Origin of the sequence: Pseudomonas sp. (assembly GCF_048269965.1) — a bacterium.
In the GTDB taxonomy this organism is placed as follows: domain Bacteria; phylum Pseudomonadota; class Gammaproteobacteria; order Pseudomonadales; family Pseudomonadaceae; genus Aquipseudomonas.
Genome location: NZ_JBLWTV010000038.1, coordinates 1 through 21,314, shown reverse-complemented (window position 1 = coordinate 21,314; position 21,314 = coordinate 1). Strand labels below are relative to the sequence as shown.

The window sequence follows — 21,314 nt, the reverse complement described above, 5'->3', positions numbered from 1 at the left end:
CGACCGTGGTGATGATGGTCGGCACGTTGAAGATCTTGGCGGCCTTGGCCAGACCCACGGTGTTGTTCTTCAGGGTTTGCCGGTCGATGCTCTGTACGCCGAAGGCCATCTGCGGCTGTTGGTCGATGAAGATCAACTGGCTGTTGTGCGGGGTCAGGACTTCGGTTTTTGGATTGCTCATAGCGGTTACCTGTTGGTGGGGCGGTAGACGATGCACGCATCCCGCCGGTCGTTGCCGTCGGGTAGGCGAAAGGACTATTGCAGAGCGGTCGTCGCCTGGATTGGATGTAACTGCGGTTCTGGTATCGGGCTGTGCTGAGCTTTCCCGACCGGCACACCGCAAGGGGGCTGCTAGAGTGAGTGCAGGGACTGCCAGGGGGTATGCATGACAGGGAATAGCCGGAAACTGGGCCTGGGATCGTTGACCGCGCTGGTGGTGGGCTCGATGGTCGGCGGCGGGATCTTCTCGCTGCCGCAGAACATCGCCGCGCGGGCCGATGTCGGCGCGGTGCTGATCGGCTGGGGCATCACCGCTGTGGGCATGCTGGCGCTGGCTTTCGTGTTCCAGAACCTGGCCAACCGCAAACCGCAGCACGATGGCGGGGTTTACGTCTATGCCAAGACCGGCCTCGGCGACTACATGGGTTTTTCCTCGGCCTGGGGCTACTGGATCAGCGCCTGGCTGGGCAATGTCGGTTACTTCGTCCTGCTGTTCTCCACCCTGGGTTATTTCTTCCCGACCTTCGGCCAGGGCAATACGCCGCTGGCCATCGCCTGCGCCTCGGTGTTGCTGTGGTGCGTGCATGCCCTGGTGCTGCGCGGTATCAGGGAAGCGGCGCTGATCAATCTGGTGACCACGGTCGCCAAACTGGTGCCGATCCTGCTGTTCATCGTCATCGTTGGCCTGGCCTTCGACCGCGAGATCTTCACTCGCGACATCTGGGGCCGCAGCAATGCGCAATTCGGCAGCGTGCTGGAGCAGGTGCGCAACATGATGCTGGTCACCGTGTTCGTGTTCATCGGCATCGAGGGCGCCAGCGTCTATTCATCGCGCGCCGAGCGCCGCCGCGATGTGGGCAAGGCCACGGTGGTCGGTTTTCTCGGCGTGCTAGCGCTGCTGATGCTGGTCAATCTGCTGTCGCTGGGGGTGATGGCTCAGCCCGAGCTGGCGGCGCTGCAGAACCCGTCGATGGCCGGGGTGCTGGAGCATGTGGTGGGGCGCTGGGGCGCGGTGCTTATCAGCATCGGCCTGGCGATATCGCTGCTCGGTGCGCTGCTGTCCTGGGCGCTGCTGTGCGCCGAGATTCTCTTCATCTGCGCCAGGGACGGCACCATGCCGGCCTTTCTGCGCGGGGAAAATGCCAACCAGGTGCCGGTCAACGCGCTGTGGCTGACCAACGGCATGATCCAGCTGTTTCTACTGATCACCCTGTTTTCCCAGGGCACCTACCTGTCGTTGATTTACCTGGCGTCATCGATGATCCTGGTGCCCTACCTGTGGTCGGCGGTCTATGCGCTGCTGCTGGCGCTGCGCGGCGAAACCTACGAAGGCCAGACCGGGCTGCGCCGCAAGGACCTGGCCATCGGCCTGCTGGCAGTGGGCTACGCGATCTGGCTGCTGTATGCCGGCGGGGTCAAGTACCTGCTGCTGTCGGCGCTGCTCTACGCGCCGGGGGCGCTGCTGTTTCGCCAGGCCAAACGCGAGCAGGGGCAGGTGCTGTTCACCCGCTACGAATGGCCGATATTCGCCGCCGTGCTGCTGACTGCCGTGCTGGCCGGCTTTGGCCTGTATGCCGGTCACCTGTCGCTGTAGGACTGGACAAAGCGACCAGCGCGCGGATAATCCGGCCCATCGCCCTCTGACTCTGGCCTCGCGATCCCATGCGCAAAAATCTGCGTACCGCCCTGATCTGGATACTGATGCTGGCCCTGCCTGCACAGGCCATGGCGGCGCTCGGCATGCAGTTGTGCGAGCAGGTGCATCGCAGCGGCGCTCTGCAGATCAGCGCCAGTCAGCACGGCGAGCATGGCATGCGACATGACATGGCGGCCGACAGCGCGCATGGCGCACATCAGGACGCCGTCCCGCTGGCCAGCAGCGATGTTCCCGCCGATGGCAGCCTGTGCACCCTGTGCGCCTTCTGCGTCGGTGTTGCCGCGCCCAGCCAGCCGTTTCTGAACGACTCTGCCCTGCAAACCGTCGAGCCGGCTGCAACCTGGCCCGAGCGCCTTATCGTCGGCGTGGCCGACACACCTGAACGCCCCCCGCGTCGTTCTCTCGCCTGAGCCCTCTAGGTAGCGCCGTTCTGCGGCGCCTTTAGCTCACGCGGCCGTCTGGCCGCCGTACGCGAGAACACATCATGAATCTGCATTCTCTTGCCGGATGGCTGCTGGGCTCAGTCGCCCTGGCGCTGCCTGGCGCTGCCTGGCATCCTGCCAGCCGCCCAGCCCGACCCGCTGGACGCCAACGCCGTCGTGCCGGCGCAGGATTACCGTTCACCCCTCGAAGACTACCGCGCCCAGGCTGACGAGCCGTTGCAGGACTGGCGCGCGGCCAACGACCTGGTCGGCCGTATCGGCGGCTGGCGCACCTACAGCATGGAAGGCTGGGAGCAGCTGGACGAGCAGGGTAGCGAGCCAGCCGAGGGAGGTGGCCATGCCCACCATTAAACCCCTGGTGCTGCTCTACGCTGCGTTGTTGGCCGGCTGCGCCGGCTTCAGCCAGGACGGCGGCTTCGATCCGGTGCAACAAAGCGCTGAGCGCCAACTGGACAAGCAGCTGCTGTGGGCCCGCGACGAGGCCGGGCGCGGGCAGATCGATGCGCGGGTGATCGAGCTGCTGGCCGAACCTCTGAGCCTGGACGCTGCTGTACAGCTCGCGCTGCTCAATAATCGCGGCCTGCAGGCGTCCTTCGACGAACTGGGCATCGGCGAGGCCGAGCGCGTACAGGCCGGGCGCCTGCCCAACCCCGGTTTCTCCTACGGCCGCCTGGAAAAGGGCAGCGAGGTCGAATACGAGCGCGGTCTGCACCTGAACCTGGCGCGGTTGATCGCCCTGCCGTTGACCTCGCGTCTGGAAGGCCGGCGCTTCGAGCACCTGCAGCGGCAGACCAGCCTGGCGGTATTCGAGTTGGCCAGCGAGACGCGCAAGGCCTGGTATGAGGCGGTCGCTGCCGAGGAAAGCCTGGTCTATGCACGGCAGGTGCTCGATGCCGCTGAGGTCGGTGCCGAGCTGGCAAGGCGAATGGCTGCGGTAGGTAACTTCAGCAAACTGCAGCAGGCCGAGCAGCAGACCTTCTACGCCGAGGCCGGCATCGGCCTGCTGCGGGCCGAACAGGCACGGGTAGGCAGCCGCGAGCAACTGACCCGGCTGCTCGGCCTGTGGGGCGAACAACTCGACTATCGCCTGCCCGAGCGGCTGCCGACGCTGCCGAAAAGCGCCGACCGGTTGCCGGACGTGGAGCGCCTGGCCATGAGTCAGCGCCAGGACATCCAGGCCGTGCGTGTGGATGCCGAAAGGCTGGCGCAGAACCTCGGCCTGACCCGCACCACGCGGTTCATCAACGTGCTGGAGCTGGGCGTGGTCAACAATCGCTCCAACGAGGAGCCGACCCAGCGCGGTTACGAGATCAGCGTCGAGCTGCCGCTGTTCGACTGGAGCGGCGCCAGGGTGGCGCGGGCCGAGGCGCAGTATCGCCAGGCGCTCAACCGCGCGGCCGAGACGGCGATCAATGCCCGTTCGCAGGTGCGCGAGGCCTATCACGCCTATCGCAATGCCTTCGAGCTGGCGCAGCACTACCGCGCCGAGGTGCTGCCGCTGCGTCAGCGCATCGCCGAGGAAAACCTGCTGCGCTACAACGGCATGTTCATCAGCACCTTCGACCTGCTCGCCGATGCGCGCCGCCAGGTGCAGGCGGTGGACGGCTACCTGCAGGCGCAGCGCGATTTCTGGCTCGCCCGCGCCGACCTCGACATGGCCCTGCTGGGCGCCCCCAATCTCTCGCTCGCTGCGGCGCCTGGCGCTTCCGCCGAGCCGGCCGCCGGCCACTGAACAAGGAATTCCCTGATGGTTTCACGACGCGATTTCTTTCTCGGGGCCAGCGCCATCGGCGCTGCTGTAGCCACCTCGGCGGTCAGCCGGGTATCCCTGGCGGCCCTGCCCGAGCCGGTGTTGCAGGCCAGCGCCGACACCCAGCCGCCGCTGCAGCCAGGCAGCGGGCGGCCCTACAACCCGGTGGTCACCCTCAACGGCTGGACTCTGCCGTGGCGCATGAACAACGGCGTCAAGGAGTTCCATCTGGTCGCCGAACCGGTGGTGCGCGAGCTGGCGCCTGGCTACAAGGCCCATCTGTGGGGCTACAACGGCCAGTCGCCTGGGCCGACCATCGAGGTGGTGGAGGGTGACCGGGTGCGTATCTTCGTCACCAACAAGCTGCCCGAGCACACCAGCATCCACTGGCATGGCCAGCGTCTGCCCAACGGCATGGACGGCGTGGCGGGCCTGACCCAACCGGCGATTCCGGTGGGCAAGACCTTCGTTTACGAGTTCGTCGCCCGCCGCCCCGGCACCTTCATGTACCACCCGCACGCCGACGAGATGGTGCAGATGGCCATGGGCATGATGGGCTTCTGGGTCACCCATCCCAAGGACCATCACCCGTTGATCAGTGAGGTGGACCGCGACTACTGCTTCCTGCTCAGTGCCTACGACATCGAGCCGGGCGCCTACACGCCGAAGATCATGCAGATGCTCGACTTCAATCTGTGGACCTTCAACAGCCGCGTGTTCCCCGGTATCGACCCGCTGGTGGCGCGCCAGGGCGAGCGGGTGCGCCTGCGCGTCGGCAACCTGACCATGACCAACCACCCGATCCATCTGCACGGCCATGAGTTCGAGGTCACCGGCACCGATGGCGGGCCGACCCCGGCCGGTTCGCGCTGGCCGGAAGTGACCGCCGACGTGGCGGCTGGGCAGATGCGCCAGCTCGAGTTCATCGCCGACGAGGAGGGCGACTGGGCGCTGCACTGCCACAAGAGCCATCACACCATGAACGCCATGGGCCACGACGTACCGACCCTGGTCGGCGTCGATCATCGCGAGATGACCCGCAAGATCGCCAGGCTGGTGCCGGACTACATGGTGATGGGCGAGCGCGGCATGGCCGACATGGCGGAGATGCAGATGCCGCTGCCGGACAACACCGTGCCGATGATGACCGGCGACGGCCCCTTCGGTTCGGTGGAAATGGGCGGCATGTTCACCCTGCTCAAGGTGCGCAAGGACCAGGCCGTCGGCGATTACCGCGACCCCGGCTGGTTCAGGCATCCGGCCGGCACGGTGGCCCATGAGTGGAAGGGCGCACTGACCAGTCCGAGTCGCTCGCACGAAGGCGGCGGCCAGTCGATGCCGCTCGAGCAGCCGCTCGACTCCCCGGTGGAGGTTCAGGTGCGCAAGCCGGGCGGGCATGCCGGGCATTGACGCACGTTGGAAATGGCGTGCGCAGAAGCGGCTGGGCGGCATTGCGCTTTAGCCGCTGAGCGACGTGGCGCAGCGTCTGGTCAAAGGCGCTGCCAGCGCAATTCGAGGACTAAGCAGATGAAACAGACAACCCTTTCCCCCCTGATGCTCCTGGTCGGCTTGCTGGTCGCCGCTCCGGCGCTGGCCCACAGCCAGGCGCACGAGGGCCATCACGCTGCAGCAACGATCAGGGAGCAGAAGCCCTGGGGCATCGCCGGCGACGCCAGCGAGGTCGACCGCAGCATCGAGATGCGCATGACCGACCAGATGCGCTTCACCCCCGACAATCTGCAGATCAGGCAGGGCGAGACAATCCGCTTCGTCCATCACAACGACGGCCAGATGCTGCACGAGTTCGTGATCGGCACCCGCCAGACGCTGGACGAGCACGCCGCGATGATGCTGCGCTTTCCCGGCATGGAACACGACGAACCCTACATGGCGCATGTGCCGCCGGGTCAAGTCGGCGAGATGATCTGGACTTTCAACCGTGCAGGCGAATTCGATTTTGCCTGCCTGATCGCCGGCCACTACCAAGCTGGCATGGTCGGCACCATCCACGTGCTGGCCGAATGACCTGCGAGAGGAAAAACGCATGAAGAAGCAACTGATGATCGCGGCCATGGCCGCCCTGTTCAGCCTGCCGTTGCAGGCCGCCGACCCCGCGCCGCTGAGCCATGGCGAGGTGCGCAAGGTGGACGTCGCCACGCAGAAGATCACCCTGCGTCACGGCCCCATCGCCAGCATTGGCATGCCGCCGATGACCATGGTGTTCGAGGTCGAGAAACCGGAACTGCTGGAAGGGGTTTCAGTTGGAGAAAAGGTGAGTTTTCAGGTGGAGCAACAAGGCAATCGCTACATCGTCACCGAGTTGCAGGTCATGAAATAAGCAGGGGCGAGCTGGCCCAGGCATTGCGCCTGGGCCGGCGAACACTCAGTTCAGGCCGTCGGTCAGGGCCTTGGCAGGCACCAGCTTGACCACTTTCTTGGCCGCGATTTCGATGCTCTTGCCGGTCTGCGGGTTACGACCGGTGCGCGCCGGGCGCTCGCTTACCTTGAGCTTGCCGATGCCTGGCAGGGTGATCTCACCGTCGTTCTCCAGTGCGTCGCCGACAATTTCGCCCAGCTGATCGATCAGGGTACGGACAGTGGCTTTGGGCAGGGATACGGCCTCGGCCAGGTCGCTGATCAGTTGGTCTTTGGTGATTGCCATGATGTAACTCCGTTTGCAGGTGAGAGGTTCGGTGTTGCAGGCATGGGCTGCACAGCCGAAAACATGGGAACGCTAACATAAAAGGGGGGGTACGGCAGCGCCGTAACGGCCACTGCCGATAGGGCTTAGTGTCGCAGCCATCCTGGTGGTTCCAGCGTGCGAGCAAAAAACGCAGCCGACCGCTGATGGCGGTGCATGGCGTAGCCACGCACCCAGAGAGTCGGGTGGGCGGGCGTCATGTGAATTGGCCATGGCTGCTCCTGAGGGGGCGTGCGTGCCCCGGGAATGCTCATCATGGCCGAACTGCGGGATGCGACGAGTGGCGCGAGCAGGAGTGGAGGAGCTTAGCTCAGCGCCAGAGCTTTTCCGGATTTTTGCACGGTCTGACGGCGACCTGGCAAGGCTCGGCTAAGCTACTGATACTTGCCTAATGCTGGAGTGCCATCATGTTGCGCGCATTTGCCGATCTGGGGTTCCGCTGGAAGATTGCCTTGCCCATTATGCTCTTGGCCGCCTTGCTGGTCGCGATGGGAACCTTGGGCGTGCGTGGCATCACTCAGGTCGCCGAATCCAGTACCACGTTGACCAATCGCCATCTGCCGGCCATCAGCCTGCTGCTCAACGCCGACCGCGATCTTTACCAGGCCTTCGTCGCTGAGCGCAGCCTGCTCGATGAGGGGGCCGGTGAACACGTCGCCGCGCTCAAGAAAGCGCACGCCGAGAACCTGCAGCAGGCCTACGACCGCGTGCACAAGTTCGCCGACATGCAGCCCGGCAGCGAGGCGCTGGCGCTGGTGGCGGAATTCGACCGCGGCTTCGACCGTTGGAAGGCAACCTCGTTGCGCGTACTGGAAATGGCCAGCAGCGACCCCGATGCAGCCAGTCGGCTGAGTTTCGCCGACAGCGAGGCACAGTTCGAAGAGGCGCGCACGGCCATCGACAAACTCGGTGAGTTGGAAGACAACGCCGCCAATGCCGTTGGCACCGAGGCCATTGCCCGCGGCGAAGCGCTGGTCTGGCAGCAGGGACTGATCATCGCCAGCGGCCTGCTGGTGTGCCTGGTGCTGGTGGTGGGCTTCCCGCTGTTGGTGACCCGCCCGCTGCATAACCTGCTTTATCGCATCGAACAGATCGCCGACGGTGATGGCGACTTGCGGGTGCGCCTGGACGTGCTCTCCAGGGACGAGCTGGGCAAGCTCAGTCATGCCTTCAACCGCTTTCTCGACAAACTGCAGCCGTTGATCAAGGAAGTCGGAAGGGTCACGGGTGAGGTGGCTGACTCGGCGCAGAGTCTCGCTGGCATGGCGGCGGCCAATGATCGGTTGATCAGCAGCGAGCACGCGGCGGTCGATCAGGTCAGCACGGCGGCCACCGAAATGAGCGTGGCAGTGCATGAGGTCGCGCGCAATGCGCAGAATGCCGCCGATGCAGCGCGGCATGCCGAAGTGCAGTCGCGCGAGGGGGCCCAGGTGGTCGGCGCGACCATTCATTCGATCCGTCAACTGGCCCAGGAAGTGGAGAGCGCCTCCGACACCATCCAGACCCTGGAGCAGGAAACCGCCAACATCGGTGCGGTGCTGGCGGTGATCAAGGGCATTGCCGAACAGACCAACCTGCTGGCGCTCAACGCGGCCATCGAGGCGGCGCGGGCGGGTGAGCAGGGCCGTGGTTTTGCCGTGGTCGCCGATGAGGTGCGGGCGCTGGCAGCGCGTACCCAGGAGTCGACCAAGGACATTCAGCAGATGATCGAGCGTCTGCAGGCGGGTGTGCAGAACGCGGTCAAGGCTACGCATTCGGGCAGTGCGCGGGCGCGGCAGAGCGTGGAGCAGGCGGCCGGTGTGGACCAGGCTTTGAGCGTGACCGGCGACTCGGTGCAGCGCATCAACGACATGGCCGCGCAGATCGCTACCGCCTGCGAGGAGCAGAGCAGCGTCACCGAGGAAATCGCACGCAATATCAGCGACATTCGCGACCTCTCCAACGAAGCGGCGCAGACCTCCGAACAGAGCACGCGGGCCAGTCAGCATCTGTCCGAGCTGTCTCACGGGCTAGCCCAGTTGGTGGGGCGCTTCCGAGTATAACGGGAGTGTCTCGCCTATCTAAGTGTTTGAAGCAGTTGTAAGTTTGGGTTTAGCCGTTACAATGGCGCGGCTCGTCGCAATGGCGAGCCGCGTTATGGTGGCCCTGCCGGTCCCCTCGCAACGATTACCCGTTAACCTGGTCAGGCCCGGAAGGGAGCAGCCACAGCGGGAACATCGTGTGCCGGGGTGTGGCTGGTGGGGTCCACCTCCAGTTTCCAGGCTGTCGCCTCTCCCTTGTCTCAATCTTCAGCGCCCATCTGGCGGCTTTTTGCTGTGCGCACTAAAAAGCCCGCGCTTTGGGCGCGGGCTTTGGGTGTTTGCAGGCTCAGGCGATGCGGTAATTCAGCACGCTGTCCTGTTCCTTGAGCGTCTTGCGCAGGTCGGCGGGTATGTTGCCGGCGCGTACGGCCAGTTCCAGGCGGATTTCTTCCAGGCTCTGGGCGAAGGCATTCTGGTCGCTGATCTGTGGCTTGGCCAGGACGCGGCTGTAGACGGTGCTGTCGCTCTCGTCGAGCAAGGCGAGGATGATGCTGCCGTCCGGTCGTGGTGAGCTGAAGCTGGCACGCAACGGATTGAACAGGTGATCGACGAGCTGTTGGTTGGTGAGTTCCATGTCCTACTCCATCCTGAGGTTGGTCACCTTCGACCTCAGGATGACGACTAAGTTCAGGCGGTGAGCGACTGGCGGGTACGCTCGATCACCTGTTGCAGCGACTCGTCGCTGTACTGGCCTGGGTAAAGACGCTGGCTGTACTGGGCGATACCGGTCTTGTCGACCAGGGTAAAGCTGAAGCTGCCCTTGCGCGTTGCCAGGATGCGGCAATCGAACGGAGCGAAGGCGTGAGTCAGCGTGCTGATGGCTTTCTGAATTTGATGTTGAGCATTCATTTTTCTGGGTATTCCTTAAAGCATGTGCGCTTCGTTGCGCGTGGTGTAGCTCCATGTGGTTGGCCGAAAAGCGGCCATAGCATGTCAACCGATCGGAGCTTGATTAGCACGATAAAGTTCCAATGTTACGGTTCTTCGGCGTGGTCGGTACGTCGGAGGCAGGCAGAGGAACTGCGCCGATAAACGGCGAGTCGGCCTGATCAGTCAGCAGATGGGATCGGGGAGGGCGGCAGCGCAGGGATGCGCTAGACGTTGAACCGGGAAACCAGCGAGGGGGCGCGAGGCCTTATTGACTTACAGCGTGGTACGAACGGCGCGGATGATAATGCCTTGTGCAAGAAATGACCAGTGTTATTTCTCACGTCAGGACGATGCTGCCTCGCGCATGCCGGTGGCGGATGCAATTTGCCGGTTGCTCGGCTAGGATTAGCCCTCTTTTGCTTTCCTCATATGACGGTTTTCCATGAGTTATCAGGTTCTTGCACGTAAATGGCGTCCGCGCTCGTTCCGCGAAATGGTCGGCCAGACGCATGTGCTCAAGGCTCTGATCAACGCCCTGGACAGCCAGCGCCTGCACCATGCTTACCTGTTCACCGGCACGCGTGGGGTGGGCAAGACCACCATTGCGCGGATCATCGCCAAGTGCCTGAACTGCGAAACCGGCATCAGCTCTACCCCTTGTGGCACCTGCTCGGTCTGTCGGGAAATCGATGAGGGTCGTTTCGTCGACCTGATCGAAGTGGACGCCGCCAGCCGCACCAAGGTCGAAGACACCCGTGAGCTGCTCGATAATGTGCAGTACTCGCCAAGTCGCGGCCGCTTCAAGGTCTACCTGATCGACGAAGTGCACATGCTCTCCACCAGCTCCTTCAACGCCCTGTTGAAGACCCTGGAGGAGCCGCCGCCCCACGTCAAATTCCTGCTCGCCACCACCGACCCGCAGAAGTTGCCGGTCACCGTGCTGTCGCGCTGCCTGCAGTTCTCGCTGAAGAACATGCCGCCGGAGCGCGTGGTCGAGCACCTGACCCATGTATTGACTGCCGAGAACGTGCCGTTCGAGGACGACGCCCTGTGGCTGCTCGGTCGTGCTGCCGATGGTTCGATGCGCGACGCCATGAGCCTGACCGACCAGGCGATTGCCTTCGGCGAGGGCAAGGTGTTGGCGGCCGACGTGCGCGCCATGCTCGGCACCCTCGATCACGGTCAGGTCTACGGTGTGCTGCATGCGCTGATCGAGGGCGATGCCCGGGCGCTGATCGAGGCGGTGCGTCATCTCGCCGAGCAGGGGCCGGACTGGAATGGCGTGCTGTCGGAGATGCTCAACGTTCTGCATCGCGTTGCGATTGCCCAGGCGTTGCCGGAGGCCGTCGACAACGGTCAGGGCGACCGCGAGCGCGTGCTGCAACTGGCCCAGGCGCTGCCGGCCGAAGACGTGCAGTTCTACTATCAGATGGGCTTGATCGGCCGTCGCGATCTACCCTTGGCACCTGAACCGCGCGGCGGCTTCGAGATGGTGCTGCTGCGCATGCTGGCCTTCCGCCCGGCAGGCGCCGATGACGCGCCCAGGGTCACGCTAAAGCCCTTGGGGATCAGCCAGGCCACTGCTGATCCCCATCAAGACCCAGTGGCCGGCACCGCTATGCCGGCTCCCGTGGTTTCCGCTCCAGCGCCTGTCATCGCTCCCGTCGCACAGGCTCCTGTCGTGACGGCGGCGGTCGAGCCGAGTCCTGTTGTGCCGGCCACGAGTGTCGCGCCTGTCGTGAGTGAGCCGGTTCAGCCTGTTGAAGCGCCTGTCGCGCCGGCGCCGGCGGCTGACCTGCCCGCCGAGCCCGAGCCTGCTGCTCCTGTGGTTGATGTACCTTGGGAGACTGCCCAGGCATCCGAGCCTGTGGCTGAGCCTGCTCAGTCTGTCGCTCTGGCAGAGCCAGAGGTGAAACCCGCAGAGTCAGCAGCCGTGCAAGTCGCTGCGGTCGAAGTGCCCGCAGCGAATGAGATCGCGCAGCCAGTAGCCGATGTTGAGGGCGGTGAAGACGAGCCGCCGCTCGGCGACTACGACTACGTCGAAATGGACGCCGAAACCCTCGATTACGATTTCGGCCAGGCCGAAACCGCGACGCCCGTGGTTGAAGAACCGTTGCCGGCCGCCAAGCCGGCTACAGGGCTGGCGGCAGAATGGCTGTCACTGTTCCCGCAGCTTGGCCTGGGCGGCATGACGGGCAGCATCGCTGCCAACTGCACCCTGATCGAAGCCAATGGCGATGACTGGCTGCTGCACCTGGACCCGGCGCACAGCGCGCTGTTCAACCCGACTCAGCAGCGTCGACTCAATGATGCGCTGAACCAGCAGCAGGGGCGCAGCATCAAACTGCGCATCGAGCTGTGCAAGCCCGAGCAGGAAACCCCGGCGCAGGCCGCAGCCCGGCGCCGCGCCGACCGCCAGCGCAGTGCCGAGGCATCGATCCATGCCGACCCGCTGGTGCAGCAGATGATTCAGCAGTTCGCCGCCAAGGTGCGCGACGACAGCATCGAACCTATCGATACCCCCAGTTAATTCTGAACACCGAGGATACCGACATGATGAAAGGTGGCATGGCAGGCCTGATGAAGCAGGCTCAGCAAATGCAGGAAAAGATGCAGAAGATGCAGGAAGAGCTGGCCAACGCCGAAGTCACCGGCCAGTCTGGCGCCGGCCTGGTCAGCGTGGTGATGACCGGTCGTCACGACGTCAAGCGCATCACCCTGGATGACAGCCTGATGCAGGAAGACAAGGAAGTGCTCGAAGACCTGATCGCTGCTGCCGTCAACGACGCGGTGCGCAAGGTCGAGCAGAACAGCCAGGAGAAGATGTCCGGCATGACTGCGGGGATGCAGCTCCCCCCCGGCTTCAAAATGCCCTTCTGACAGGCCTCGTGCCGTCCAGTCGACGCACATGGCGGCGTTGCCGGCGAACTCGGAATCCTCATGTGCTCCAGCACACTGCGGTTCCTCGTCCACCGGCGCCTTGCCCTGCACGTCGCCTGATCGCCACTCTTATTGTGTTGATCGCATGTGCAGGACGGCGACGGGCTTCAAATTTGTAGCCCGGATGCAATCCGGGAATGACCTGTGAGCTGTGCTCCCGGATTGCATCCGGGCTACTAACCTTAGGAACGCCATGAGTTTCAGCCCTCTGATTCGCCAGTTGATCGACTCCCTGCGCATCCTGCCCGGCGTCGGACAGAAAACGGCACAACGCATGGCGCTGCACTTGCTCGAGCGCGATCGCAGTGGCGGTCAGCGTCTGGCGCAGGCACTGAATGCGGCGATGGAAGGCGTTGGGCATTGCAAGCGCTGCCGCAGCCTGAGCGAAGACGAGATCTGCCAGCTGTGTCTGGACGAGCGGCGTGACGACAGCCTGCTGTGTGTAGTGGAAGGTCCGATGGACGTGCATGCCGTGGAGCAGACCGGCTTTCGCGGTCGCTACTTCGTGCTCAAGGGCCATCTGTCACCGCTCGATGGTCTGGGGCCAGAGGCCATCGGTATTCCTGCGCTGCTCGAGCGCATCGATGCCGGTGTTTTCAGCGAAGTGATCCTGGCCACCAATCCGACGGTGGAAGGCGAGGCCACGGCGCACTACATCGCCCAGATACTCGCCGGCAAAGGCCTGATCGCCTCGCGTATTGCCCATGGCATGCCGCTCGGTGGCGAGCTCGAACTGGTCGATGGCGGCACCCTGGCCCATGCCTTGGCAGGCCGGCGCCCGATCAGTCTGTAAGCCGTCGAAGCCTCTCGATTCGCAGTGCCAGTGATCGCCGACACGCTGCGCCTCCTTGCTCCGTTGCTCCTGCTTGGCGCGCCTCTGGCCGCACAGGCTCAATGCCCGGCCGGGCAGGTGCAGGTGTGTCTGGGCGCTTCCTGCTTGTGCGTGCCCGATCCCGTGCGGGTCCGTGAGGACGGCCTGAATCTGGCTGCGGCGCGTCTCGAAGCCTGGTTGCTGCACTCTCGCCAGGCAGCACTGCGAGCGGGTACCGAGCCCATCCCTTTGATGATCCGTGCACAGCTGGCGCCGTTCTACGACGATGCGTTGCTCGATGAAGTGCGCTTTCGCGTCGGCATCACCGACGAGATGGACGCCGCCACCGTCATGCTGCAGAACCCCGATGTGCAGGCCGTGACGCTGGTCGACGTGGTGGTGTTGCGCGACGCCGAGGCCGCCGCCCAGGATACGGCGCTCTGGGCCCATGAACTCTGGCATGTACAGCAATACCGCGAGTGGGGTAGCGATGGCTTCGCCCAGCGTTACACGCGCAATTTCCAGTCGGTGGAAGGGCCTGCCTACGAGATGGGCGAGCGGGTGAGAAAGGCGCTGCGCGAGCAGAAATGAAACGCTCGCTTGAAAACCAAGCAAGCGCTAGGTTAGGGTGGCCAAAACAATAACGGGAGTACCCGCATGGCCGTCCCTCAGTCCTATTTCGATGATTCTCACCAGTTGGTTCGCGACTCCGTTCGGCGCTTCGTCGAGCGCGAGATCCTGCCGCATATCGATGAATGGGAAGAGGCCGAGGCGTTTCCTCGCGAGCTGTATCTGAAGGCGGGCGCGGCGGGCATTCTTGGCATTGGTTATCCCGAACAGTACGGCGGCAGTCATGAGGGCGACGTATTCGCCAAGGTCGCGGCCAGCGAAGAGCTGATGCGTTGTGGTTCCGGCGGTCTGGTAGCCGGGCTCGGCTCGCTGGATATCGGCTTGCCGCCCATCGTCAAATGGGCCAGACCGGCTGTGCGTGAGCGTGTGGTGCCACAGGTGCTGGCTGGTGAGAAGATCATGGCGCTGGCGGTGACCGAGCCTTGCGGTGGCTCCGACGTGGCCAATCTCAAGACCCGCGCCGTACGCGACGGCGATCATTACCGCATCAATGGCAGCAAGACCTTCATCACCAGCGGCGTGCGTGCCGATTACTTCACGGTGGCCGTGCGTACCGGCGCTGAGGGTTTCGGCGGCGTCAGCCTGCTGCTGGTGGAGAAGGGCACGCCGGGCTTCAGCGTCGGTCGCAAGCTGAAGAAGATGGGCTGGTGGGCATCGGATACCGCCGAGCTGTTCTTCGAGGACTGCAAGGTGCCGGTGGAGAACCTGATCGGTGCAGAGAACGCCGGCTTCGCCTGCATCATGGCCAACTTCCAGAGCGAGCGTCTGAGCCTGGCGATCATGGCCAACATGACCGCGCAACTGGCGTTGGAGGAGTCGCTGAAGTGGGCACGCGAACGCCAGGCGTTCGGCAAGCCGATAGGCAAGTTCCAGGTGCTCAAGCATCGCCTGGCCGAGATGGCCACGCAGCTGGAGGTCTCCCGCGAGTTCACCTACCGCCAGGCTGCGCAGATGGCCGCCGGCAGGAGCGTGATCAAGGAGATTTCCATGGCCAAGAACTTCGCCACCGATATCGCCGACCGTCTGACCTATGATGCGGTGCAGATCATGGGCGGCATGGGTTACATGCGCGAAAGCCTGGTCGAGCGCTTGTACCGCGACAACCGCATCCTCTCCATTGGCGGCGGTACGCGCGAGATCATGAACGAGATCATCGCGAAGCAGATGGGGTTGTAAGGGCGGCATCTGGGCCTCGATGGCGCGAGTCTCTGGTCGAGCGCCTATACCGCGACAATCGCATCCTCTCCATCGGTGGTGGTACCCGCGAGATCATGAACGAGATCATCGCCAAGCAGATGGGATTGTAGAGGCGGCATTCGGGCCTCGATGGCGCGAGTCTCTGGTCGAGCGCCTGTACCGCGACAACCGCATCCTCTCCATTGGCGGCGGTACCCGCGAGATCATGAACGAGATCATCGCCAAGCAGATGGGGTTGTAGCCGGGCGCGCAGTGGGAGGGGCTTTAGCCGCGATCATCCTCAAAAAGGGCGGAAAAGCTCGCCGCTGAAGCGCCTCCCACGGGGGCATGGTCCTGCGCGGTTATCAGGAAGCGACCTGATTCTGCGCGGCCTGACGCAGGCGGGCGATGTCGCGCTGTGGTGGATCGCCGAACAGGCGGCTGTACTCGCGGCTGAACTGCGATGGGCTTTCATAGCCAACGCGGTAGCTGGCCGCTGCCGCTTCCAGGTTGTCGCACAGCATCAAGCGGCGAGCCTCCTGCAGACGCAGTTGCTTCTGGTACTGCAGCGGGCTGAATGCCGTGACGGCCTTGAATCTGTGGTGCAGGGTCGAGGGGCTCAGGTTCACCTCTCGGGCCAGCTCCTCGATGCGCAGCGGCTGGTCGAAGTTCTTGCGCAGCCACTCGATGGCGCGGGAGATGCGCTGGCTCTGGCTGTCGGCGATGACCACTTCATGCAGGCGGTGGCCCTGCGGACTGAGCAGCATGCGATAGAAAATCTCGCGCAATGCCAATGGCGCCAGCATGGCGATATCGCGCGGGGTTTCCAGCAGGCGCAGCAGACGGATCACCGCATCCAGCAGGCGCGGGTCGAGACGATCGAGAAACAGCGCCCGTTGCGAGGCGGCATCAGGAGCTGGAATGGGCGGCATCTCGGTGATCAAGCTGCTGATCAATGCTGGATCTATCTCCAGTGCGAGACTCAGGTACGGCGCCTCCTGGCTGGCTTCGATCACTCGGCCGGTGACTGGCAATACCACCGATGCCACCAGGTAATTCAACGGATCATAAACATAGAGTTCGTCACCCAGACGAATCTCCTTGCGGCCCTGGGCGATGATGCACAGGCACGGGTCGTAGACCGTCTGCATCGGCAGGCTGGGTGTTGTGGCGCGCGCCAGTTTCAGGCCGGGGATGGCGGTGAGGTGTAAGCCATCCTCGGGGACGAAGCGCTCGACCAGACGCGCCATTTCGTGGCTCAGCTCGGCAAGTGGGGTGTCGAGAGTTGTGGCGGTATGAATGGGTGAATGCATGGCGCGCCTCCGGAAAGTCAGCGAAGCCTAGCCAGGTTTTTCAGGCAAGTCATGAGGGGCGGCAGGATTAGGCAAATATTTGCCAGTAATGGGCAAATAGCCAGTGATACAGAGTATTTCAAGGAGTGCTTCGGCTCTGTGCACCGCGCTGATGCAATTTCCTGAATTGCAGGTTTAGGCAAGAATTCACCAGTAATCGACTAACGCCCCGATGACTTTCTGCCTGATCTTTGTCGCCATCGAGCGGTGCCTCTGCGCTGGCTCGAACGCATGCAGTAGCGACATCACCCGCTAAGCGGTGCCCATAGCCGTCATTAGAGGAGCGAGCCATGTCCAGCAAATGGTTGATCGCGCCGCTGACCCTGTTGTTGCTCGCCACTGCCTGGCTCGACTCACGAGCCGTTGGCGAAGCGGCTTTTGCAGAGCCGGACGCAGCGCCCCATGTTTTGCAGCGAAACGCTGCCGGTATGTATTGATTCAACTCCAGGAGGTTGCCATGAGCATCATTCACCGTATGACCGTTCGCGCCCGCCACGACCGTTCAGACCGGTTGGGGCAGTGCCTGGCGCGGTTACATGAGGTCGGCCGAGATATCCCAGGGTGCGAACGCCTGCTCGTGTTCTCTCTGCGCAGTGATCCGTTGATCTGGCAAGTAGAAGGGCAGTGGCGCTCGGCAGCGGCACGCGACGCTTTTCTCGGCAGCGAAGGCCTGCGCCGGGTCGTGGCCCGGGCGATAGACGAAGGGCTGTTCACTCATCTCGAATGCGGCCTGGAGTTGCAGCAGCAAGTCGCCTGAGCCGCTCAGGCTTGCCTTTGTGAAATTATCTCTATAGATTTTCATGAAATTAATTATCTTGAATTTCATGAGTCGTCTATGTTTCGTCATGCCAGTGAGCACGTCGACAGCTATTACGCCCATAGCTGCAAGGATCGACTGACGCACTATCCGGCCCTGCAAGGTGACTTGCAGTGTGATGTGCTGGTGGTCGGCGCCGGTTTCAGTGGCCTGCACACCGCCTTGCGCCTGGCCGAAGCGGGACGCAGGGTCATTCTGCTGGAGGCCAGTCGTGTGGCCTGGGCGGCCTCTGGACGCAACGGCGGGCAGGCGATTCTGGGCTGGTCCTGCGACATGCCGCCGCTGGAAAAGGCGCTGGGCATCGAGCGCGCTCGCCGTCTGTGGGATGGCATGAGCTGGGCAGCCCACGAGCTGCGTGAACTGCCCCAGCGGCATGGCTTCGACTGCGATTACCGCCGTGGTCATTTGTGGACGGCGGTGCTGCCCCGGCGTGTGGCATTGCTGCATGAGTGGCAGGAGGAGGCCGCCCGTAAATGGGGGCACCGCGCGCTGCAGTTCGTGTCGCGTGAGCAGATGCCGCAATGGGTCGCCAGCGAGCGTTACCGCGCCGGCCTCTATGACCCCGAGGCTGGGCACCTCAACCCGCTCAAGCTGGCGCTCGGTCTGGCCGAGGCCTTCATCCGTGCCGGTGGGCAGATCTTCGAGCAGAGCCGCGCGCTGAGCCAGGATGTGCAGGGCGACGGCTACCGCGTGCGTACCGGGCAGGGCAGTGTGCAGGCCGACAACCTGGTGCTGGCCTGCAACACCTATATCGACGATCTGGAGCCGCGACTGGCCAGGCGCATCCTGCCGGTCGGCACTTACCAGATCGCCACCGAGCCGCTGGGCGCCGAGCGCGCCGAGGCGTTGCTGCCGCGCAATGCCTGCGTTACCGACAACCAGTTCGTCCTCGATTATTTTCGCCGCACCCCGGATCACCGCCTGCTGTTCGGCGGTGGTTGCACCTACCTGGGTGGCTTGCCAAAGGACATGGCGGCCGCCACTCGGCCGTCCCTCGAGCGCGTATTCCCGCAGTTGTCAGGCGTGGCCATCGACTTCGCCTGGGGCGGTCATATCGACGTGACCCGTGCCCGCACCCCGGACGTTGGCGGCGAGAACGGCCGTTACTGGCTGCAGGGTTTCTCCGGTCACGGTGTGCTGCCGACCCTGGCGGCGGCGCGGGCGGTCAGCGATGCCGTCCTCGGTGATGACGACGAACTGGCGTTGTACCGGCAACTGCGCAACCCCGAATTCCCGTTCGGCGAGCGTCTGGCGGCGCCGCTCGAGGCCATCGGCAAAGCCTGGTATCGACTCAGAGACAGCTTCTGAAATGGACAGCCCTGACATGGACAAGAATCTGGAAATGGCGGCCCTGGCCGTGCTCATCCACGACCTGCGCAAGCACAAGAAGGTCACCCTCAACGAGCTGGCCGAGCGAATCGGTCGTTCCGTGGGCTTTGTCTCGCAGGTCGAGCGCGGCCTGTCGCGTCCGACGGTCGAGGACCTGACCGCCATCAGTGAGGCGCTCGACGTGCCCACCACCTATTTCTACAGTCTGCCCAAGCCCAAGGCGCTGGACTGGGTCACGCGCCCGGACGAGCGCCGCACCCTGTACCTGGCCGGCGGTATCACCGACATCATGGCTTCGCCGACCTTGCAGGGCGCTTTCATGGTGGTCGAGAGCCTGCTCGAACCCGCTGCCAGCAGTGGCGAGCGGCAGATGAGCGACCGCTCGGAACAGGCTGGCTACGTACTCGACGGCCAGCTGACGCTATGGCTGGGCGAAGACGAAGAAAGTGCCACGCTGTATCCCGGCGATGCCTTCCAGGTCCCGAGCTACGCGCGTTTGCGCTACGCCAACCAGGGCGAAACGCCAGCGCGAGTGCTGTGGATCTACACCTGACCCTTCCCGTGAACCGGACATAACTCCAATGAACGTCACCCGAGTCGAGCTGCTCGACGAAGTCCGCCAATTCCGCCAGGCCCACCCAGAGGTGCGCTTCGTCGACCTGATCTGCCTGGATATTCCCGGACATTTCTATGGCAAGCGCTACCCCATCGAGATGCTGGAAAAGGTCGCTGCCGGCAGCGCCCTTAAGCTGCCGCAGAACTGCGTGCTGCTCGGTGCCCAGGGCGGTCTCTACGAGATCGGCGACTACTGCTTCCATGACGGCGACCCGGACGCGCCACGGCGCCTGATTCCCGGCACGCTCAAGCTGGTGAACTGGGAGCGTCAGCCGCTCGGGCAGATGCTGATCAGCTCCGACGGTACCGACGCGCCCATCGAGTTCGAACCGCGCGAGGTGCTGGCGCGCGTTGTGCGGCGCCTGGCCGCGCGTGGCATTCGTCCGGTGGTGGCCTTCGAGTTGGAGTTTTATCTGTTCGACAAGTCGCTCAAGGATGGCTTGCCGCAGTACCCGCGCGATGATCTGAGCGGCGATGCCGACGACCAGCCGAACATGCACATCGAACGGCTGTCGCGTTTTTCCGACGTGCTCGACGACATCACCGAGACCGCGCGCCTGCAGGGCATCGACACCACGGTGATCACCGCCGAGATCGGCCCGGGGCAGTTCGAGATCAACTTCAGCCACAACAGCGACCCGCTGCAGGCGGCCGACTGGTCGGCGCTGTTCTGTCGGCTGACCCGTGGCGTGGCGCTCAAATACGGCCATCGCGCCAGCTTCATGGCCAAACCGTACCTGCAGTATCCGGGCAGTGGCATGCACATCCACGTCAGCCTCTACGACGAAGCCGGTGACAACCTGCTGGCGCGTGACGAGCAGCGCCCGCTGCGGCATGCCGTGGCCGGTTGCCTGGAACTGCTGCCGGAGCTGATGCCGATCTATGCGCCGAACCACAACAGCTACCGCCGCTTCGGCGCCCAGGTGAACTCGGCGAGCAAGGCCAGTTGGGGTTTCGAGGACCGTGACGCCTGCGTACGCATCCCCGAGTCGGATGCGCGCAACCTGCGTCTGGAGTTCCGTCTGCCGGGCGCCGATGCCAACCCCTATCTGGTGCTGGCGGCATTGCTGACCAGTATCGAGCATGGCCTCGACGCCAAGGTCGAGCCCATCGCACCCCTCAATGACGACCGCGAAAGCGGCGTCGACTTTCCCAAGGACATGCTCGACGCTGTGCGCCGCATGCAGGCCAGCGAGCGTGTCGCCGCTGGTCTCGGCAGCGAGTTCGTCATGGTCTATTGCGAGAACAAACGCCAGGATCACCTGGCCTTCATGCACGACATCAGCCCGCGCGAATACCGCTGGTACCTGTGATGTCACGGATAGAAGGAGGCGCCATGAATAACGCCGTGAACAACCCCAAGACCGCCCACTGGCAAGCCCTCAGCCAGGCCCACCACCTGGCGCCGTTCAGTGATTACAAGCAACTGGCCGAGAAGGGCCCGCGCATCATCACTGAAGCAAAGGGTGTGCACCTGTGGGACAGCGAGGGCAACAAGATCCTCGATGGCATGGCCGGTCTGTGGTGCGTGGCCGTCGGCTATGGCCGCGAGGAACTGGTCGAAGCCGCCAGCGCGCAGATGCGTCAATTGCCGTTCTACAACACCTTCTTCCAGACCGCCCATCCGCCGGTGCTGGAGCTGGCCCATGCCATCTCCCAGCTGGCGCCGGCCGGCATGAATCACGTGTTCTTCACCGGTTCGGGCTCGGAGGGCAACGACACCATGCTGCGCCTGGTGCGCCACTACTGGGCGTGCAAGGGCCAGCCAAACAAGAAGATCATCATCGGTCGCGACAACGGCTACCACGGCTCCACCGTGGCCGGTGCCAGCCTCGGCGGCATGAAATTCATGCACGAGCAGGGCGACCTGCCGATCCCGGGCATCGCGCATATCCCGCAGCCGTACTGGTTCGGTGAGGGTGG

General features: G+C 63.9%; 24 protein-coding genes, 1 other RNA gene and 3 pseudogenes. 23 read left to right on the top strand and 5 right to left on the bottom strand.

The features are described 5' to 3' along the window. A pseudogene (locus ACN0X6_RS24360) lies at positions 1-181 on the bottom strand (hydrolase); the annotation flags it as partial. Positions 182-385: 204 nt separating this feature from the next. Here ACN0X6_RS24360 and arcD point away from each other — a divergent pair. The 7 genes from arcD (at position 386) to ACN0X6_RS24325 (ending at position 6,407) form a co-directional block, all read left to right on the top strand. Further along, a complete protein-coding gene (gene arcD / locus ACN0X6_RS24355; protein ID WP_417707892.1) occupies positions 386-1,813 on the top strand; it encodes an arginine-ornithine antiporter in 1,428 nt (475 codons plus the stop codon). 68 nt (positions 1,814-1,881) lie between these two features. After that, a complete protein-coding gene (locus ACN0X6_RS24350) occupies positions 1,882-2,286 on the top strand; it encodes a hypothetical protein (RefSeq protein ID WP_417707891.1) in 405 nt (134 codons plus the stop codon). 90 nt (positions 2,287-2,376) lie between these two features. After that, complete coding sequence (locus tag ACN0X6_RS24345) at positions 2,377-2,670, top strand: hypothetical protein (protein ID WP_417707890.1); 294 nt, start codon at positions 2,377-2,379, stop codon at positions 2,668-2,670. Beyond that, positions 2,657-4,051, top strand: a complete 1,395-nt coding sequence (locus tag ACN0X6_RS24340) for a TolC family protein (RefSeq protein ID WP_417707888.1) — start codon at positions 2,657-2,659, stop codon at positions 4,049-4,051. The genes ACN0X6_RS24345 and ACN0X6_RS24340 overlap by 14 nt, the downstream gene beginning before the upstream one ends. 15 nt (positions 4,052-4,066) lie before the next feature. Continuing rightward, positions 4,067-5,479, top strand: a complete 1,413-nt coding sequence (locus ACN0X6_RS24335) for a multicopper oxidase family protein (protein ID WP_417707886.1) — start codon at positions 4,067-4,069, stop codon at positions 5,477-5,479. Between the two features lie 117 nt (positions 5,480-5,596). After that, entirely contained in the window at positions 5,597-6,094 is a 498-nt protein-coding gene (locus tag ACN0X6_RS24330; RefSeq protein WP_417707885.1) for a cupredoxin domain-containing protein, read from the top strand. A gap of 19 nt (positions 6,095-6,113) precedes the next feature. Continuing rightward, a complete protein-coding gene (locus ACN0X6_RS24325) occupies positions 6,114-6,407 on the top strand; it encodes a copper-binding protein (protein WP_417707883.1) in 294 nt (97 codons plus the stop codon). Between the two features lie 45 nt (positions 6,408-6,452). Here ACN0X6_RS24325 and ACN0X6_RS24320 read toward each other — a convergent pair whose 3' ends face one another. Further along, the gene (locus ACN0X6_RS24320) at positions 6,453-6,731 is read right to left on the bottom strand and encodes an HU family DNA-binding protein (protein WP_072424786.1); all 279 of its coding nucleotides are present in this window, start codon (positions 6,729-6,731) and stop codon (positions 6,453-6,455) included. Between the two features lie 446 nt (positions 6,732-7,177). Here ACN0X6_RS24320 and ACN0X6_RS24315 point away from each other — a divergent pair. From ACN0X6_RS24315 to ffs, 3 genes and pseudogenes are all read left to right on the top strand, one after another. Beyond that, positions 7,178-7,954, top strand: a pseudogene (locus ACN0X6_RS24315) (MCP four helix bundle domain-containing protein); the annotation flags it as partial. Between the two features lie 78 nt (positions 7,955-8,032). Further along, positions 8,033-8,812: a methyl-accepting chemotaxis protein gene (locus tag ACN0X6_RS24310; RefSeq protein ID WP_370604793.1), complete on the top strand. Its 780-nt coding sequence runs from the start codon at positions 8,033-8,035 to the stop codon at positions 8,810-8,812. A gap of 104 nt (positions 8,813-8,916) precedes the next feature. Then, positions 8,917-9,013, top strand: an RNA gene (gene ffs, locus ACN0X6_RS24305) — signal recognition particle sRNA small type. A 124-nt stretch (positions 9,014-9,137) separates the two neighbouring features. Here ffs and ACN0X6_RS24300 read toward each other — a convergent pair. Both ACN0X6_RS24300 and ACN0X6_RS24295 read right to left on the bottom strand, forming a co-directional pair. Continuing rightward, positions 9,138-9,425, bottom strand: a complete 288-nt coding sequence (locus ACN0X6_RS24300; protein WP_417707880.1) for a DUF3509 domain-containing protein — start codon at positions 9,423-9,425, stop codon at positions 9,138-9,140. A 53-nt stretch (positions 9,426-9,478) separates the two neighbouring features. Next, on the bottom strand, positions 9,479-9,700 hold the full coding sequence (locus tag ACN0X6_RS24295) for a hypothetical protein (RefSeq protein ID WP_037004057.1): 222 nt from the start codon (positions 9,698-9,700) through the stop codon (positions 9,479-9,481). A 463-nt stretch (positions 9,701-10,163) separates the two neighbouring features. Here ACN0X6_RS24295 and dnaX point away from each other — a divergent pair, with 463 nt between their 5' ends. The 7 genes and pseudogenes from dnaX to ACN0X6_RS24260 all read left to right on the top strand — a co-directional run bounded on the left by dnaX (position 10,164) and on the right by ACN0X6_RS24260 (position 15,540). Beyond that, the gene (gene dnaX, locus ACN0X6_RS24290) at positions 10,164-12,251 is read left to right on the top strand and encodes a DNA polymerase III subunit gamma/tau (RefSeq protein ID WP_417707878.1); all 2,088 of its coding nucleotides are present in this window, start codon (positions 10,164-10,166) and stop codon (positions 12,249-12,251) included. Positions 12,252-12,274: 23 nt separating this feature from the next. Then, the gene (locus ACN0X6_RS24285; RefSeq protein WP_003460931.1) at positions 12,275-12,601 is read left to right on the top strand and encodes a YbaB/EbfC family nucleoid-associated protein; all 327 of its coding nucleotides are present in this window, start codon (positions 12,275-12,277) and stop codon (positions 12,599-12,601) included. Between the two features lie 253 nt (positions 12,602-12,854). Further along, positions 12,855-13,454 (top strand): recombination mediator RecR, encoded by a 600-nt coding sequence (gene recR, locus ACN0X6_RS24280; RefSeq protein WP_417707875.1) that lies wholly within the window; start codon positions 12,855-12,857, stop codon positions 13,452-13,454. 30 nt (positions 13,455-13,484) lie between these two features. After that, positions 13,485-14,063 carry a DUF4157 domain-containing protein gene (locus ACN0X6_RS24275; RefSeq protein ID WP_417707896.1) on the top strand — a complete coding sequence of 193 codons (579 nt, stop codon included), beginning with the start codon at positions 13,485-13,487 and terminating at the stop codon, positions 14,061-14,063. A 66-nt stretch (positions 14,064-14,129) separates the two neighbouring features. Further along, entirely contained in the window at positions 14,130-15,278 is a 1,149-nt protein-coding gene (locus ACN0X6_RS24270; RefSeq protein ID WP_417707874.1) for an acyl-CoA dehydrogenase family protein, read from the top strand. Between the two features lie 23 nt (positions 15,279-15,301). Beyond that, positions 15,302-15,409: pseudogene (locus ACN0X6_RS24265) on the top strand (acyl-CoA dehydrogenase family protein); the annotation flags it as partial. Further along, positions 15,403-15,540, top strand: a complete 138-nt coding sequence (locus ACN0X6_RS24260) for an acyl-CoA dehydrogenase family protein (protein ID WP_417707894.1) — start codon at positions 15,403-15,405, stop codon at positions 15,538-15,540. The pseudogene ACN0X6_RS24265 and the gene ACN0X6_RS24260, both read left to right, overlap by 7 nt. Before the next feature lie 103 nt (positions 15,541-15,643). Here the strand turns inward: ACN0X6_RS24260 and ACN0X6_RS24255 are convergent, their stop codons facing one another. After that, positions 15,644-16,591, bottom strand: coding sequence for an AraC family transcriptional regulator N-terminal domain-containing protein (locus ACN0X6_RS24255; protein WP_417707872.1), 948 nt, complete (start codon positions 16,589-16,591; stop codon positions 15,644-15,646). Between the two features lie 329 nt (positions 16,592-16,920). Between ACN0X6_RS24255 and ACN0X6_RS24250 the strand changes: the two genes are divergently transcribed. From ACN0X6_RS24250 to ACN0X6_RS24225, 6 genes are all read left to right on the top strand, one after another. Then, complete coding sequence (locus ACN0X6_RS24250) at positions 16,921-17,067, top strand: hypothetical protein (RefSeq protein WP_017677236.1); 147 nt, start codon at positions 16,921-16,923, stop codon at positions 17,065-17,067. 20 nt (positions 17,068-17,087) lie between these two features. Next, positions 17,088-17,387 (top strand): antibiotic biosynthesis monooxygenase, encoded by a 300-nt coding sequence (locus ACN0X6_RS24245; RefSeq protein ID WP_417707870.1) that lies wholly within the window; start codon positions 17,088-17,090, stop codon positions 17,385-17,387. A gap of 78 nt (positions 17,388-17,465) precedes the next feature. Then, the gene (locus ACN0X6_RS24240) at positions 17,466-18,755 is read left to right on the top strand and encodes an NAD(P)/FAD-dependent oxidoreductase (RefSeq protein ID WP_417707868.1); all 1,290 of its coding nucleotides are present in this window, start codon (positions 17,466-17,468) and stop codon (positions 18,753-18,755) included. 16 nt (positions 18,756-18,771) lie between these two features. Next, positions 18,772-19,329, top strand: coding sequence for a helix-turn-helix domain-containing protein (locus ACN0X6_RS24235; RefSeq protein ID WP_417707866.1), 558 nt, complete (start codon positions 18,772-18,774; stop codon positions 19,327-19,329). 28 nt (positions 19,330-19,357) lie between these two features. After that, positions 19,358-20,704 (top strand): glutamine synthetase family protein, encoded by a 1,347-nt coding sequence (locus tag ACN0X6_RS24230; protein ID WP_417707865.1) that lies wholly within the window; start codon positions 19,358-19,360, stop codon positions 20,702-20,704. 23 nt (positions 20,705-20,727) lie between these two features. Then, positions 20,728-21,314 (top strand): aminotransferase class III-fold pyridoxal phosphate-dependent enzyme (locus ACN0X6_RS24225; RefSeq protein ID WP_417707863.1); only part of this gene is annotated, 587 nt, incomplete at its 3' end.